Source organism: Flagellimonas sp. L-11 (assembly GCF_056857735.1).
The window spans coordinates 1-15061 of the sequence record NZ_JBSXNR010000033.1; the positions used below are offsets into that span (position 1 = coordinate 1).

The following is a 15061-nucleotide window of genomic DNA, read 5'->3' on the forward strand; positions in this document are numbered from 1 at the left end:
AAAACCTATAATAACAAAAGACCACATTTGAGTCTTAAATACAAAACACCTAATTTTATACATAACAAAAAATCCAGCGAAGCTAGCTTCGCTGGATTGATTTAATTATTAAAAACTGTCAACCTATTTTAGGACGACTCAATCCTTGCCAATTATACTTTGGCGTTTTTTTGTTGTTTGATATTGGAAATATCGTAACCCGCAAATTTTTTCATGTAATGCGAAATACTACTTCCGTAAGCATCGGTTACATCGTTTTGTCCATAAGACCGTAGGTATTTCTTCACGTTTCCAGCCCCTGCCAAATGTGCCGCAGCCAAAATACCGGATTCCGTTACTTTAACACCACCAATTGTTTTTCCGTTGAAGCGCTTTATGTCTCTTCTCAAAATCCACTTGTTTCGGGCAATATTAGCCTCAAAGGCCTTTTCCTGAAGTTCTGGAGTGACCAAAAATTCATCCATATCGTAAACCCCCATCAAATTCAAGGTACTACTACCAAACTGGTATTTACCCAAATAACCCAATGTGTTTACGCTATGATATTTACCCCGGGATTCTTTAAAAGCGAGTGCTTCCTTAAAGCCATTAAAGGCTTTGCCCAGAAAAGGAGGTGGTGCAACCTCGTCCTCGTCAAGAAGTGCGACGGAGCCTTGCGGTGCAAAAAACTCCAAATTGGTAGTTACCTTCAATGATTCAGGAATTTCAATATCCTTTTTATTCATTACGGTGTAAGAACCAAAACTTGTCAAAACTACGATCATGGCAAGATGCAGTATAAAACCTATCCATCTTTTCATAATGTTCATATTTGTGATCTCAATACTATATACGTATCAAAAATCAAATTGGCCGGCAAATATAGGGGGAGTTAACTTAACGGATACCCTAAAGCTCATAAAGATTTCTTAAATCAGCCTTAAAATCCGTTAAAGTGATGAAAATCAACGATAAAGAACTTTATCTCATTACTTTTTGTTGATTCAACCATCGGGTGTATTGTACTTTATTTCGGTTATGTTGCGCCAATGTCTTGGCAAACATGTGATATCCAAAGTTGGAAACATCGGCTACAAAATAGAGATAATCATGTTTTTCAGGATTCAAAACAGCGTCGATTGAAGTAATATCGGGCATGGTGATCGGACCTGGAGGAACCCCTGCATATTTATAGGTGTTGTAGGGTGAATCCATTTCCAAGTCACGGAAAAGTACTCTTTTTATAATGGTATCGTAGTTACCTGTTTCCTTTTTAATGGCATAAATAACCGTGGGGTCGGCCTGTAGTAACATGCCCCTTCTTATTCGATTCAAATAAACACCGGCCACCCGTGGACGTTCATCCACCTTGGCGGTTTCCTTTTGAACTATGGCAGCCAGAGCAGTAACCTCATTGGGAGTAAGACCTAGATTTTCGGCTTTTTGCAGGCGTTCATCGTCCCAAAAACGGTTATATTCAGTTCGCATTCTATCCCTAAAACTTTCAGCATCGGTATTCCAGAAGAACTCGTAGGTGTTTGGAATGTACATGGCCAGCTTGGTGTCTTCGTCAAACTTGGTCTCTTCCAAAAAGCTCGAATCATTAAAAGATTGAAGCAAGGAAAGACTATCCGCTTCAATTTGTTCGGAAATCCTGCCCGCCAACAGGGCCAAGGATTCTTGATTGTTAAAAGACACTTGCACAGGGATATTGGCACTGCGCAGGGTATTGATGATCTCGTTGTTGTTCATCCCTTTTTTCAAAGCATATTTTCCAGCCTTAATATTGGTAATATATCCTTTACGTTTGGCGACAGCTTCAAAAGTGGATAGATCCTTCAACAAAGGTTCCAAGGAGGTTTTTACATCGGTAAAAGATGCATCCGTTTCAATGTAAACAAATGCTTCATCATTATTGAACTGTGTATTGGGGCTAAAAATGGCACTATAAATTTGATAGGCTACAAAACCGCAGATCAACAGCCCCAGAATAGCCGTTGCCCAAAGTACTTTTTTAAGATTCATTTGAGTTGATCTTTTGATACATTATTTCGTTTTTGAACCCTTTACTGGTTCTGATCCATTCTTTTTTGATGCCAACTTCTTCAAAACCCATTTTTTGGAACAAATGGATACTTGCTTCGTTGTCTTCCAAGATATTAGCATACAATTGATGCAGGTCTAAAGTGGAAAAGGCATAATCACACAAAAGTGACAGTGCTTCCGCGCCTGCCCCCTTGTTTCTGTCCCCGGGTTTAACAATCACAATTCCAACACCTGCTCTGCGATGTTTGGGATCAAAATCGAACAAATCAATCAAACCTATGCAATCATCTTGATGATTACTGATGCTAAGTCGTAATTGTTTTACATCGTAAATATCCCTGTGGGCATTATCCAAATATAACTGAAGTACTTTTTTGGAATATGGTTTTAGAGTTCCGCTCACCTCCCAAACCGATGTGTCGTTTTCCAATTTGTACAGAAAATCGAGATCGGTGGGCTCCAAAGCCCTCAAATAGACTTGTTCTCCTTTTAGATTGAGCATTCGATGGTTCCTTTAAATACTTGTATGGCTGGGCCTTTTAAAAAGATATTGCTGTATTTCCCCTCCTTTTTTTCAAAAGCAATCGTCAAATCGCCCCCGATGGTATGAATGTGCACTTCGTTGGCAGTGGTTTTACCGGATTGGTGCATGGCCAAGGCCACAGCCGTAACACCGGTGCCGCAGGAAAAAGTCTCGCCCTCCACTCCTCTTTCGTAGGTTCTTACATCAAAACCGTTGTCTTTGGTCTGCTGCACAAAATTGATATTGCTCCCGGACTCGCCATAAATACCATAGCGGAGTTTTTTACCTTCTTTTTGCACATCAAATTTTCCCAACTCCTTCACTAGCTGAACATGATGCGGGGAACCTGTATCCAAAAAACTATGGTTCTGTTTTTCGTGGATTTTAGCTACATCGATCATCTTTAAGTTGACAATGTCCCCTTCTACCGTAGCATAGTGCAAACCATCGACCGCATTAAAAGTGGCTTCTTTATCAATTACCCCCAAATAATGGGCAAAGGCCACCAAGCAACGTCCTCCGTTTCCGCACATGCTGCTTTCGGCTCCATCGGCATTGAAGTAGACCATCTTAAAATCCGACAAATTGTCATTTTCAAGAAGTATCAACCCATCTGCTCCTATGCCAAATCTTCGGTCGCAAAGCTCCGCAACGAGCTTGGTATTGTTTTTGGGAAATACATCCTGACGATTGTCAATAATTACAAAATCGTTTCCCGTTCCTTGATATTTAAAAAACTGAAGTTCCATACGCATCTACAAAGGAACAAATATATGGGATTCTTTAAGGTTTTTTTTGGAGTTAAAACAGCGTTAAACCGACCTGATCAAGAATTAAAAACTTTTAATTTTGAAACAGCTAAACGTTAAATAATTATAGAATTATGAAGAAGATAGCGAGTTTATTGCTAGTATCTGTATTTGCAGGCGCAATTACACTGGGAGCATACAAATTATTTTTTGAAGAAGAAAACTACAAGTTTGTTACTTCGGAACAAGAAACGCCATTTGTTACCACCAGTAATATGGGTACTTCGGCCAAAGGTGCTGGAATCAACGAAGCTGATTTTACCTTGGCAGCCGAAAAAACGGTCAACTCGGTGGTACACGTAAAAAACCTCACCATTAGTAAAGGACCATCCAGCATAGCAGATTTCTTTTACGGTTTTGAACGCCAACAAACCCCACAAGTGGGAACTGGTTCAGGAGTTATTATCTCTCCTGACGGATATATCGTTACCAACAACCATGTAATCGCCAATTCCAGCCAATTGGAGGTAACCTTGAACAATAATAAATCCTACGAAGCCGAAGTTATTGGTACCGATGCCGATTCCGACATTGCCCTTTTAAAGATTGATGCCGAAGAAGAACTGCCATATTTGGCATTTGGGGATTCCGACAATACTAAAATTGGTGAATGGGTATTGGCCGTTGGCAATCCGTTTAACCTAACATCTACAGTAACCGCTGGTATTGTGAGTGCCAAAGCTAGGTCCTTGTCACCGCGAAGAGCTCAATCCTTTATACAAACCGATGCTGCCGTTAACCCTGGAAACAGTGGTGGCGCCTTGGTGAATACTAACGGTGACCTAATTGGTATTAATACAGCCATTACTTCACAAACTGGTTCTTATGTCGGGTATGCTTTTGCAGTACCCAGCAATATTGCCAAAAAAGTGGTGGAAGACATTATGGAGTTTGGCAATGTTCAAAAAGGACTTTTGGGCATTAGGGGTGGAGACCTTAATCCAGAGGTAGCTACCGAAATGGGAATAGATGATTTGGAAGGCGTTTATATTGCAAGTGTGGAAGAGGAATCTGGGGCCGAGGAAGCTGGTTTGAAGGAAGGCGATATCATAAAGCAGGTAGACAATATCCAAGTAAGCAAGTTTTCTCAACTTACGGGGTACCTTTCCTCCAAAAGACCAGGTGACAAAGTAGAGGTTACATTGAACAGGGATGGAAAAAGTCTTGTGAAAAATGTGGTCCTAAAAAAACAACTCAGTGTTGTTTTGCCCGCTACAGGATTTACGGTTAAGAACTTGTCCAAAAAAGACAGGAAAACTTTTGGGGTCTCGAAAGGTGTTAAAATCACCAATGTCCCTGAATCATATTCCAGATATGGTTTAATCAACAAGGTAATCATTGAATTGGATGGAGAACCTATAAACAACATTGATGATGCCAAGGAGCGTTTTGGCCAATTATCCAGATACGGCAGAACCAGCTTCACCATGATCAATGAAAATGGTGAAAAGGAGCACATGATACTTCAGTAAAAGTGCAGAAAAAACACTTGAAAGCGTCTTTAAACAAGGCGCTTTTTTTATACCCAATATGTTTTACGAAAACGTTTGAAATATATAATTTAGCCGAAAACAATAAACTTCACAACCGCAATCATTATCCATGAGCAACATTTCATCTTACGAAAAAGAACTTGCCTTTCAGGCAGATAGACGAAAAGCAACCACTGAATTCATAAAAATTATCAGCGATCTTTGGTACGACAAGGCCATTGAGGTGGTTTTGTTCAAAAATCAAATCATAGACAAAAATGTAAGTGACATCATTAACCTACACGAATATGCGGGCGAATTTGTTCAAAAACCCATGTCCATTTTTGACTCTGTCGAAATACTTAGGGCAATAAACGACATCAACCTCCCTCCTGCCAAACTGGACATAGGAAAATTGACCTACGAGTACCATTCCAACCAAAGTGCCCATCTTAACGTAAAGGCCTTTGTTATCGACAAACTAAAGGATGCACAATCTTCCAAGACCATTAAACCTAAAGATGTAGTGCTTTATGGTTTTGGGCGCATTGGCCGTTTGGTGGCGCGAGAGCTTATGGCAAAAACCGGTCGTGGTAGCCAGCTAAGGTTGCGCGCCGTTGTTATTCGAGGTGAATTGAACAAAGAAGTCCTTGAAAAAAGGGCTGCACTTCTTAAAACTGACTCGGTACACGGCCCTTTTACCGGTACTGTGGATGTTGACGAAGAAAAACAGGCTCTCGTTATCAATGGAACCACGGTGAATTTCATTAGCGCAAATCGACCAGAGGATATTGACTACACCAAATATGGAATCTACAATGCCCTGGTCATAGACAATACAGGAGCTTTTAGGGACAACAAGGAACTATCCAGACACCTAAAATCAAAAGGGGCCAGCAAAGTATTGCTTACCGCACCCGGTAAAGAAGTACCCAACATTGTGCACGGGGTTAACCATACCGACTTTGACCCCGATAAAACCAAGATCTATTCAGCCGCATCGTGCACCACAAATGCCATTACCCCAATTTTAAAAGTGGTCGAAGATTCCTTGGGCATCAAAAAAGGGCATTTGGAGACTATCCACGCTTATACAAACGACCAAAATTTGGTGGATAACATGCACAAAAAGTACCGCCGCGGCCGTGCAGCAGCCCTCAACATGGTGATTACCGAAACAGGGGCCGGTTCGGCCGTTGCCAAGGCACTCCCATCATTAAAGGGAAAACTTACCTCAAATGCAATCAGGGTTCCAGTTCCCAATGGTTCATTGGCCATTCTTAATTTGGAGGTAAAGAACAAAACATCCAAAGAGGGTATTGATACCATCATAAAAAAATATGCGCTGGAAGGTGATTTGGTGGAACAAATCAAATATGCTTTGAGCAATGAATTGGTTTCTTCGGATATTGTAGGAACCACGGCACCATCAATTTATGACAGTAAAGCCACCATTGTTTCGCCCGGAGGTAAAAATGTTGTGCTCTATATTTGGTACGATAATGAGTATGGATATTCCCATCAAGTGGTTCGATTGGCAAAATATATAGCGAAAGTTAGGCGTTATACGTATTATTAGTAGGGTACGAATTTGTTGAAAGAAGCAGTTTTCTTTTTTGAAATTTGCTATATTGATGTAATTTCGTTCCACCCTTAATCTAAATTTAATACGAGAACATTATTGAACATGAAGTATTTACGCATTTTATTTGCCTTAGCCTTACTTATCCCGTCCATCGCTATCCATGCCCAGGAGGAGGAATCTACCGATGAAGTAGACAATACCCTAAGGGGACAATTGGAAGAGTTGGAAAAAAAGTCGGGAAACTACCGGGCCAATGGTATCCGTTATGAAGTCGTTAAGTTGTCAGATCTCTATGAAACCAAGAAGAACATTTTTGACTCCATAGAAACTGCCAACAAAACCATCAAAGATTTATCGGCTACCATTACGGCCAACGATGCCGAAATAGAGGACCTTAACGGTAAATTGCAGGAAACCACCAATAAACTAAACGCTGTTACCGAAGAAAAGGACAGTATTTCATTTTTTGGTGCCCTGATCAGCAAAGGAACCTATAATTTTATTCTGTGGTCCATCATTTTCGGACTGTTGTTGCTTTTGCTGTTCTTTATCTACCGATTTAGAAATAGTAATTTCTTAACGCAACAAGCCAAATCCGCCCTTGCCGATTTAGAGGAAGAATACCAAAACCATAGGCGACGTGCCCTGGAACGTGAACAAAAAATCAGTCGCCAGCTTCAAGATGAGCTGAACAAGCAAAAAAAATAAGAATCAAGGCTTCCAAAACGGAGGCCTTTCTTTTTTATGCAACAGTTATTAATAGCTTTCATTACTTTTGGGGTGAATTAATTGTCAAGCAACAACGTCCATGCGCATCGACATTATAACCGTGCTTCCCGAGCTTTTAAAAAGCCCTTTTGAAGCCTCCATTTTAAAAAGAGCGATAGAAAAAGGATTGGTAGAGGTGCATCTTCACAATCTGAGGGACTACGCCTCTGGAAACTACAAACAGATAGATGATTATCAGTTTGGAGGCGGTGCAGGCATGGTGATGATGATAGAACCCATCGATAAATGCATTTCCCAACTCAAATCCGAAAGGGAGTACGACGAAGTCATTTACATGACGCCAGATGGCAACACGCTCAACCAGGGAATGGCCAATGAGGTTTCCATGAAAAAGAACATTATTGTGCTTTGTGGTCATTACAAAGGTGTGGACCAACGGGTCAGGGATATGTTTGTTACCCGTGAGATTTCCATTGGAGATTATGTGTTGTCTGGAGGTGAACTTGCGGCCGCCATATTGTGCGATGCCGTAATTCGATTGTTGCCTGGCGTTTTGAATGATGAAACCTCTGCCCTTACCGATACGTTTCAGGATAATCTATTGGCTCCGCCCGTATACACACGCCCGGCGGATTACAAAGGTAAAGAGGTGCCTAGAATTCTATTGAGCGGCAACTTCCCCGAGATTGAAAAATGGCGGGAACAACAAGCTTTGGAGCGCACCCAGCAAAGAAGACCCGACCTTTTGGAGAAATAAAGCGATCAGGAGTCCAAAAACAAAAAAACCACTTGTTATTTATAAATATTGCATTACTTTTGCAATCTCAAAATCAACCTCTGACGAAATCCGTGAAAGTTGGTCTTGTAAAAAACGCTAAAAAAAACAAAAATGGAATCCTTAGTAAAATTTGTTGAAGACGAATTTGTTCCAAAAAAAGAATTTCCAAAATTTTCAGCTGGTGATACCATCACTGTTTATTACGAAATCAAAGAAGGTGAAAAAACACGTACCCAGTTCTTTAAAGGTGTAGTAATACAACGCAGAGGGAGCGGTGCAACAGAAACCTTTACCATCCGTAAAATGTCCGGTACCGTTGGTGTGGAAAGAATTTTCCCCGTAAACATGCCGGCTTTGCAAAGAATTGAAGTAAACAAAAAAGGTAAAGTACGTAGATCTAGAATCTTCTACTTTAGAGGTCTTACCGGTAAAAAGGCCCGTATCAAAGAAGTTAAGGGATAACAATAAGCCCATACAACAAGAGAAAGCACCCAAAATGGGTGCTTTTTTTATGAACAATTGTTAATAACCTTAGTTTATATCATGTTGATTATTAATGCTTTGAAAAGTTGCTAAATTTAATGTTACGCTTTACTTTAGTCCAAGATATGATGGTGATACCATCACGGTCATATCAACTTTTAAAGTTGACGTTCTTTAAAACTGTGGATTCCCTTTTATTTGGTAACACTACTGATCACAAAAGGAATTTCGATTTGGGAAGTGCTTTGGCAGAACCCAATAAGAAATAATAAATTTTATGTGCGAATGGAAGAGCAATTTTCCATTTTGATAAAATTTAGGAATACAACAGCACGCTTTGCAAAATGTAGTTTAGTTGAAAAATTAAAAACATAGCAGCGTATAAACGTCGAAAGGGCGAAAGATGTAATCTAATTAGATTGCAGTTTTGGTACCACCAAACAAATCTTGAGTCCTATCTGAAAGCCATATCTTTTGTAAAAAAAATGATATGGCTTTTGTTTTTTTCACAAATTCTTATCAAAAGCACACACTTTTAGCCACTTCCATTCGTGCTTCACGGCCCATAAATCGTATATTTGCAACCGCTCAAACAAATACATATAAATGGCTAAACTTTATTATACCAAAACAGACGAGGCTCCTGCCTTAGCAACATTATCATTCTTACCCATTGTAAAATCTTTTACCGAAACCGCCAATATTGCCGTAGAAACCAAGGATATTTCTTTGGCCGGTAGAATTGCCGCCGTGTTTCCGGAATTGTTGAACGAGGAACAACAAGTCCCTGATGATTTGTCCATTTTGGGAGAATTGGCCAAAACTCCTGAGGCCAACATCATAAAATTGCCCAACATCAGTGCTTCCATCCCCCAGTTGAAAGAAGCCATTGAGGAATTACAAAAAAAAGGGTACAAGCTACCTGATTACCCTGATGAGCCCAGAACGGACGAAGAAAAAAACATTAAGGCCAAATACGACAAAGTAAAAGGTAGCGCGGTAAACCCGGTGCTTCGTGAGGGCAACTCGGACAGACGCGCTCCAAAAGCCGTTAAAAACTACGCCAAAGCTCACCCACATACCATGGGCGAATGGTCTTCGGATTCCAAAACCCACGTAGCTACCATGTCTCATGGTGACTTTAAGGCCAATGAAAAATCGTTGACCATGGCCCATGCCGAAGATATCCGAATTGAATTAGTGGACACAGCGGGCAATACAACCGTGCTTAAAGATAAACTTTCCCTGTTGCAAGGTGAGGTTATCGATGCCACGGTGATGAGCAAAAAAGCATTGGTAGATTTCTTGACCAAAGAAATCGCCGATGCCAGAGAAAAAAACATCTTGCTTTCCTTGCACTTTAAGGCTACTATGATGAAGGTTTCTGACCCCATTATTTTTGGACATGCGTTGAAAGTATATTTTTCTGAATTGTTCAAAAACTACGGAGATACTTTTGAAAAATTGGGAATCAACCCCAACAATGGCCTAGAGACTTTGTTGGACAAAATCGGGGAACTGCCCAAAGAGCAGCACAGAGAAATTGAAGACGCCATCAAATCCAGCATAGGAAACGGACCCGATTTGGCCATGGTAAATTCCGACAAGGGCATTACCAACCTACACGTACCAAGTGATGTGATCATTGACGCCTCCATGCCTGCCATGATTAGGAACTCCGGTAAAATGTGGGACAAAAACGGAGAGCTTCAAGATACCAAGGCCATTATTCCAGACAGTAGTTACTCTGGAGTTTATCAAGCCACTATCGATTTTTGTAAAGAAAACGGTGCTTTCGACCCTAAAACCATGGGAACTGTACCCAATGTAGGTTTAATGGCCCAAAAAGCAGAGGAATACGGTTCACACGACAAAACTTTCGAAATTGAAAAAGCTGGAACCGTAAAAGTAGTCAACACAGCTGGCGAAACATTGATTGAACACGCTGTTGAGGAAGGCGATATTTGGAGAATGTGCCAAGTAAAGGATGCTCCCGTACAGGATTGGGTCAAATTAGCCGTATCCCGTGCCAGGGCCACCAATACTCCAGCCGTTTTTTGGTTGGATGAAAACAGGGCACACGATGCCGAATTGATCAAAAAAGTAAACCTTTACCTAAAGGACCACGATACAAATGGACTGGACATCAGAATCCTTTCCCCCATCGAAGCTACCAAGTTCACCTTGAAGCGCATGAAGGAAGGAAAAGATACCATCTCCGTATCCGGTAACGTGTTGAGGGACTACCTGACCGACCTCTTCCCTATTTTGGAAGTTGGAACAAGTGCAAAAATGTTATCCATTGTTCCATTGATGAACGGCGGTGGGTTGTTCGAGACCGGTGCCGGTGGTTCCGCTCCAAAACACGTAGAACAATTCTTGGAAGAAGGTCACCTTAGATGGGATTCCCTTGGGGAGTTCTTGGCACTAGCTGTTTCTTTGGAATTCTTTGGAGAAAAGAACAACAATACAAAAGCCCAAGTTTTAGCTGATGCATTGGATAAGGCTACTGAAGAATTCTTGAACCAAGACAGATCACCATCCAGAAAAGTAAACGAACTGGATACTCGTGGAAGCCACTTCTACTTAGCACTTTACTGGGCCGAAGAATTGGCCAAACAAGATAAGGATACGGAGCTAAAATCTGTATTTAGCAAAGTGTACGATGCAATGTCTGCCAACGAGGAGAAAATCGCACAAGAATTGATAGATGCGCAAGGTTCCCCTGTGGATATTGGAGGTTACTACCTTCCAAACCCAGAAATGGCTTCAAAAGCTATGCGACCCAGTGAAACCTTGAACAAAATTCTAAGTACAATAGGATAAACAATAACTGCTTTATGCTCAAGGAGGTATAAAAAGCCTGTTGTCCGTCAGATCGAGTGCAGTCGAGAACCTAAAATGTTTTGATAATCAATAGGTTTCGACTGTGCTCAACCTGATAAAATTGAAATTTACCTGCCTTTGGACCTTTGGGCATTACTTTTTGCATCAAACAACAAAGTACAACAACAAAATCATCAAAATACCTACTGTACCCTGAAGCAATGTGCCCATGGTATGACCCCGCAAAGCAGTTTTCACATTCATGTTGGAAAATTGGGAAACTACCCAAAAATAGCTGTCGTTAATGTGGGAAACCGTCATGGCCCCAGCCCCAATGGCAAGAACGGCCAATGCTTTATCTGTAATAGAAACCAGTCCAAAAGTTTCCAATAGCGGAGCAATAATGGCCGAAGTGGTAATAATGGCTACTGTTGATGACCCTTGAGCGGTTTTAAGCACGGCTGCAATCACAAAAGCAATCAAAAGTCCACCAATACCTGTACTGGATTCCAGATTGATGATTGAAGCAATATCCATGGTACGGAGAATGGCTCCAAAGGCCCCTCCTGTACCAGTTATGAGCACAATGGCACCTGCCTGCTTAAAAGCTTCGGGCACCCACTCTTTTTTTTCTTCGGACGGAACATTTCTGCTCAAGGCAAAAGCAAAGAAAACACCGATCAACAATGCGATGACAGGATTACCAAAAAAATCAAAAACACGGAACAACCAGCCTTCTCCCAAAGGGTGCGTCGGATAATCCACGATGGATTTCATGGCAATCAGAATTATGGGAACGAGCAACGGAAGAAAAGCTTGAAATGGTTTTACCGTAGATTGAATTGCTTCTTTTTCTTCATATAAATGGGCAGTTTCATCTTCCTTTAAAGATCTACCTATGAACCGTGCCCAAAAATAGCCTGAAACGGAAACGGGTATCGCAACCAACAGCCCAAAGATGAGCACCATGCCCAAATCGGCATCTAAAATGGCTGCCGCTGCCAACGGTCCGGGTGTTGGTGGTACAAAAACATGGGCAGAATACAAACCTGTGGCCAATGCAATGGCAAAAACCAAGGCTGGGATGCCCGTTTTTTTGCTGATGGCTTTATTTAATGAAGAAAGAATAATGTAGCCCGAATCGCAATACACCGGAATGGAAATTACAAATCCAGCCAAATTCATCGCCAATGGGGAACGTTTTAAGCCAATCACTTTTAAGATGCTGTTGGCAAGAACTTGTGTGCTCCCAGTTTTTTCGAGATAAACTCCGATTACCGTTCCAAAAGCGATGACCAACCCAATACCCGAAAGGGTTTTTCCAAAACCCTCGGCCATATTGGACATGATGTTTTTGGGTGTTATCCCCAACAAAAAACCAGAAGCCACAGCAGCAATGGTCAGGGAGAAAACGGGATGCATCTTAAATTTTACGGTAGCAATAATAATGAAGAGGACGACAACTCCAAGAACTAGTATTTCCATGGTCAATTTTTGGCGCTATTTGCTCTAAATATAAGCTAATATTCCTACTTTGGCCCCATGAGGCGAACTAACAAGGAACTTCTGGTAAAAGGAATAAAATCGTTTGGCTACACCGTGCTTGCCATGTTTATGGGGCCATTTTTAATCTACGAAGCCTTTAAAAATGAAGGGCACCCCTTTTATTGGCCTGTGTTGATATTAGGGTTTATTTGTGCTGCTTTGGCAATTTATTTAGGTTTTCGTTCAGTAAGCATTGTAATGGAGGCCATTTTCGGTAAGAAACCCAAAAACTAGTTGCCCGTGCTGGGCGGTCTGCTTTTCCATTTATTGGTGAGTTGGGCATAATCATAATCCAAGACCGATTCTTGTCGTTCCAACCTGCTCGCTGCAAAAGCACGTTGCAGAATGTCCTCTATTAAATAATCCTCATGAATTTCTTCGGGCTGGAACTCTTCCTTTAAACTGATCTTGAACAAACTTGCCGTGGTGTTGTACCAAAATGCCCGCCAACCGCTACGGAGTTCCTTTACCAAATCAAAGGCTGTTGTTCCTGTTTGACGATGAATCAGTTTTACCAAAATCTGTCCTTCGGTACGGGTCAGTTTTTTTAACTCTTCGGAAAACTCCCCTTCAATATACTTTTGCACTTTTCGGGTATAACGCCTTTGATGTCTACGCTTTTTTATGAGTTGTAAGCTATCGTTGAGCTCTACCAATCGTTCTGCGGCCAACTTGGCGTAAGGGTACACCTTCAAGGTTTTTCGTCGTAGAATGTAATAGCGAAGTTTATCATTACGGTTCGTGAACTCCAGTTTTCCAAAAATGTAGACTTCGTCAAGTTCAATGGAGCTCATCAAAATGGAGTCACCCTCAAACCGGACATAATAATCCTCAATGGAATCGTTGGCAATGGAATCCTTGGGGTTCATCAACGAATCCTTTTGCGGTTCCTGAGCTAACCCAAGGGCGTTAATTGCCAGAAAAACAACAAGAAAACAGTTACGCAGCATAACATTTCTTTCGCAATAGTCTTGCCAAAAGTAAGTATAAAGGTGTGATTTGGCTATTAAATAAAAGTGAATATTCTTATGTTTGCGTACTAAATCAGATACATGGCAAAAGAGAAGATTATCAACGAAAAATCCCTTGAATTTTTAGAAAAATACTTGAACAATCCATCCCCGACAGGTTACGAGTGGGAAGGGCAGAAAATTTGGATGGACTACGTAAAACCTTATGTGGACGAATTTATTACTGACACCTACGGAACTGCAGTAGCCGTTATAAATCCAGATGCCAAATACAAGGTTGTTATCGAGGGGCATTCCGATGAAATTTCTTGGTACGTTAACTATATCACCGATGAAGGTCTTCTTTACGTTATCCGAAATGGAGGAAGCGATCATCAAATTGCTCCATCTAAATGGGTAAACATCCATACCAAAAATGGTATTGTAAAAGGTGTTTTCGGATGGCCGGCCATCCACACAAGGGACAAGGCCAAGGAAGAACCACCGAAATTGGACAACATTTTTATAGATGTCGGTGCCAAGGATAAAGAGGAAGTGGAAAAAATGGGCGTTCACGTAGGATGTGTAATCACTTACCCCGACAATTTCCAGATTCTGAACAAGGACAAGTTTGTTTGTAGGGCTTTGGACAACCGTATGGGCGGTTTTATGATTGCCGAAGTGGCCCGTTTGCTCAAAAAGAACAAAAAAGAGCTTCCTTTTGGATTGTACATCACCAATTCGGTGCAGGAAGAGATTGGACTTCGAGGTGCAGAAATGATCACACAGACCATTAAGCCCAATGTGGCCATTGTAACGGATGTTTGCCACGATACCACTACTCCCATGATCAATAAAAAGACGGAGGGTGAGACCAAGATTGGCGACGGTCCCGTTATCTCGTACGCACCTGCAGTACAGAACAAATTGCGGGAGCGCATTATTGAAACTGCGGAATCCAACAAAATTCCATTCCAGCGCAACGCTTCGTCCCGATATACAGGTACGGACACCGATGCTTTTGCCTATAGCAATGGTGGTGTCGCCTCTGCTTTGATATCGTTGCCGTTACGCTACATGCACACTACGGTAGAAACGGTCCACAAGGATGATGTGGAGAACGTTATCCGTTTGATTTACGAAACCTTGCTGAACATTAAAGCGGGAGAAACCTTCAGCTATTTTGATTAAACTTGTCATTTCGAACGGATGTGAGAAATCTCACGCTTAGATTTCTCAATCGATAATTTCAAATGACACAAAAATCTTAAAGCATCGTAATCCGAATATAGGCTGCGATGCTTTTTTGTTTTGGATTGATGCTCATTCCGAGCTG

The 15061-nt window shown here is 41.3% G+C and carries 14 protein-coding genes; 8 read left to right on the forward strand and 6 right to left on the reverse strand.

From position 1 onward, the window contains the following. Positions 1 to 152: 152 nt before the first annotated feature. The 4 genes from AC13CC_RS03945 to dapF form a co-directional block, all read right to left on the reverse strand. Positions 153 to 800: a hypothetical protein gene (locus tag AC13CC_RS03945; RefSeq protein ID WP_326279994.1), complete on the reverse strand. Its 648-nt coding sequence runs from the start codon at positions 798 to 800 to the stop codon at positions 153 to 155. A 160-nt stretch (positions 801 to 960) separates the two neighbouring features. Beyond that, positions 961 to 2004, reverse strand: a complete 1044-nt coding sequence (gene mltG / locus AC13CC_RS03950) for an endolytic transglycosylase MltG (protein ID WP_326279996.1) — start codon at positions 2002 to 2004, stop codon at positions 961 to 963. Continuing rightward, a complete protein-coding gene (locus tag AC13CC_RS03955) occupies positions 1994 to 2527 on the reverse strand; it encodes a GNAT family N-acetyltransferase (protein WP_326279998.1) in 534 nt (177 codons plus the stop codon). Before AC13CC_RS03955 ends, mltG begins: the two co-directional genes overlap by 11 nt. After that, complete coding sequence (dapF, locus tag AC13CC_RS03960) at positions 2515 to 3297, reverse strand: diaminopimelate epimerase (protein WP_326280058.1); 783 nt, start codon at positions 3295 to 3297, stop codon at positions 2515 to 2517. Before dapF ends, AC13CC_RS03955 begins: the two co-directional genes overlap by 13 nt. 134 nt (positions 3298 to 3431) lie before the next feature. Here dapF and AC13CC_RS03965 point away from each other — a divergent pair, with 134 nt between their 5' ends. The 6 genes from AC13CC_RS03965 to AC13CC_RS03990 all read left to right on the forward strand — a co-directional run bounded on the left by AC13CC_RS03965 (position 3432) and on the right by AC13CC_RS03990 (position 11230). Further along, complete coding sequence (locus AC13CC_RS03965; protein WP_326280000.1) at positions 3432 to 4829, forward strand: trypsin-like peptidase domain-containing protein; 1398 nt, start codon at positions 3432 to 3434, stop codon at positions 4827 to 4829. Positions 4830 to 4959: 130 nt separating this feature from the next. After that, a complete protein-coding gene (locus AC13CC_RS03970) occupies positions 4960 to 6408 on the forward strand; it encodes a glyceraldehyde-3-phosphate dehydrogenase (protein ID WP_326280002.1) in 1449 nt (482 codons plus the stop codon). Positions 6409 to 6516: 108 nt separating this feature from the next. After that, a complete protein-coding gene (locus AC13CC_RS03975) occupies positions 6517 to 7122 on the forward strand; it encodes a tRNA (guanine-N1)-methyltransferase (RefSeq protein ID WP_326280004.1) in 606 nt (201 codons plus the stop codon). A gap of 100 nt (positions 7123 to 7222) precedes the next feature. Next, the gene (gene trmD, locus AC13CC_RS03980) at positions 7223 to 7900 is read left to right on the forward strand and encodes a tRNA (guanosine(37)-N1)-methyltransferase TrmD (RefSeq protein WP_326280006.1); all 678 of its coding nucleotides are present in this window, start codon (positions 7223 to 7225) and stop codon (positions 7898 to 7900) included. Positions 7901 to 8032: 132 nt separating this feature from the next. After that, positions 8033 to 8383: a 50S ribosomal protein L19 gene (gene rplS / locus AC13CC_RS03985; RefSeq protein ID WP_163627495.1), complete on the forward strand. Its 351-nt coding sequence runs from the start codon at positions 8033 to 8035 to the stop codon at positions 8381 to 8383. A gap of 627 nt (positions 8384 to 9010) precedes the next feature. Next, on the forward strand, positions 9011 to 11230 hold the full coding sequence (locus AC13CC_RS03990) for an NADP-dependent isocitrate dehydrogenase (RefSeq protein ID WP_326280008.1): 2220 nt from the start codon (positions 9011 to 9013) through the stop codon (positions 11228 to 11230). A gap of 165 nt (positions 11231 to 11395) precedes the next feature. On the opposite strand, the gene AC13CC_RS03995 is transcribed toward AC13CC_RS03990, so the two are convergent. Beyond that, positions 11396 to 12715 (reverse strand): GntP family permease, encoded by a 1320-nt coding sequence (locus AC13CC_RS03995; protein ID WP_326280010.1) that lies wholly within the window; start codon positions 12713 to 12715, stop codon positions 11396 to 11398. A 57-nt stretch (positions 12716 to 12772) separates the two neighbouring features. On the opposite strand from AC13CC_RS03995, the gene AC13CC_RS04000 reads away from it, so the two are divergent. Next, positions 12773 to 13009, forward strand: coding sequence for a DUF6095 family protein (locus tag AC13CC_RS04000; RefSeq protein ID WP_293163981.1), 237 nt, complete (start codon positions 12773 to 12775; stop codon positions 13007 to 13009). Here the strand turns inward: AC13CC_RS04000 and AC13CC_RS04005 are convergent. Then, positions 13006 to 13725 (reverse strand): DUF4294 domain-containing protein, encoded by a 720-nt coding sequence (locus AC13CC_RS04005; protein WP_428979755.1) that lies wholly within the window; start codon positions 13723 to 13725, stop codon positions 13006 to 13008. The genes AC13CC_RS04000 and AC13CC_RS04005 overlap by 4 nt on opposite strands. Before the next feature lie 102 nt (positions 13726 to 13827). Between AC13CC_RS04005 and AC13CC_RS04010 the strand changes: the two genes are divergently transcribed. Next, the gene (locus AC13CC_RS04010; protein WP_326280014.1) at positions 13828 to 14916 is read left to right on the forward strand and encodes a M42 family metallopeptidase; all 1089 of its coding nucleotides are present in this window, start codon (positions 13828 to 13830) and stop codon (positions 14914 to 14916) included. Positions 14917 to 15061 lie beyond the last annotated feature (145 nt).

Excerpts from the sequence above, each read along its gene's own strand:
- AC13CC_RS04000 (WP_293163981.1), top strand. The coding sequence starts at position 12,773 with ATGAGGCGAACTAACAAGGAACTTCTGGTAAAAGGAATAAAATCGTTT.
- AC13CC_RS03975 (WP_326280004.1), top strand. The coding sequence starts at position 6,517 with ATGAAGTATTTACGCATTTTATTTGCCTTAGCCTTACTTATCCCGTCC.
- AC13CC_RS03995 (WP_326280010.1), bottom strand. The coding sequence starts at position 12,715 with ATGGAAATACTAGTTCTTGGAGTTGTCGTCCTCTTCATTATTATTGCT.
- rplS (WP_163627495.1), top strand. The coding sequence starts at position 8,033 with ATGGAATCCTTAGTAAAATTTGTTGAAGACGAATTTGTTCCAAAAAAA.
- AC13CC_RS03965 (WP_326280000.1), top strand. The coding sequence starts at position 3,432 with ATGAAGAAGATAGCGAGTTTATTGCTAGTATCTGTATTTGCAGGCGCA.
- AC13CC_RS03955 (WP_326279998.1), bottom strand. The coding sequence starts at position 2,527 with ATGCTCAATCTAAAAGGAGAACAAGTCTATTTGAGGGCTTTGGAGCCC.
- AC13CC_RS03970 (WP_326280002.1), top strand. The coding sequence starts at position 4,960 with ATGAGCAACATTTCATCTTACGAAAAAGAACTTGCCTTTCAGGCAGAT.
- AC13CC_RS04010 (WP_326280014.1), top strand. The coding sequence starts at position 13,828 with ATGGCAAAAGAGAAGATTATCAACGAAAAATCCCTTGAATTTTTAGAA.
- AC13CC_RS03945 (WP_326279994.1), bottom strand. The coding sequence starts at position 800 with ATGAAAAGATGGATAGGTTTTATACTGCATCTTGCCATGATCGTAGTT.
- mltG (WP_326279996.1), bottom strand. The coding sequence starts at position 2,004 with ATGAATCTTAAAAAAGTACTTTGGGCAACGGCTATTCTGGGGCTGTTG.
- dapF (WP_326280058.1), bottom strand. The coding sequence starts at position 3,297 with ATGGAACTTCAGTTTTTTAAATATCAAGGAACGGGAAACGATTTTGTA.
- AC13CC_RS03990 (WP_326280008.1), top strand. The coding sequence starts at position 9,011 with ATGGCTAAACTTTATTATACCAAAACAGACGAGGCTCCTGCCTTAGCA.
- trmD (WP_326280006.1), top strand. The coding sequence starts at position 7,223 with ATGCGCATCGACATTATAACCGTGCTTCCCGAGCTTTTAAAAAGCCCT.
- AC13CC_RS04005 (WP_428979755.1), bottom strand. The coding sequence starts at position 13,725 with ATGCTGCGTAACTGTTTTCTTGTTGTTTTTCTGGCAATTAACGCCCTT.